At 34.0% G+C, this 253-nt stretch carries 1 protein-coding gene; it reads left to right on the top strand.

Annotated features, from left to right (window positions below):
* A partial coding sequence (locus tag ABOA88_RS24130) for a hypothetical protein (RefSeq protein WP_440128010.1) occupies positions 1 to 253 on the top strand: 253 nt, incomplete at both ends.

The raw sequence follows: 253 nt of genomic DNA on the forward strand, positions 1-253 counted from the left end.
TAATGGCAGTTGCTCCTACTGGATCAATTAGTTATTTAAGTTCATGTACTCCATCACTTCAACCTGTTGTTTCAACTGTTGAAGTTAGAAAAGAAGGAAAATTAGGTAGAGTTTATGTTCCTGCATATGAAATCAATTTTGATAATATGGCTTATTATGCAATTGGAGCATATGAAATGGGGCCAGATCCAATTATTAACGTTGTAGCAGCTGCTCAACAACACGTTGATCAAGCAATATCATTAACATTATT

The organism is Pseudomonas sp. PKS (genome assembly GCF_051913525.1).
Classification (GTDB): Bacteria; Pseudomonadota; Gammaproteobacteria; order Pseudomonadales; family Pseudomonadaceae; genus Aquipseudomonas; species Aquipseudomonas guariconensis_D.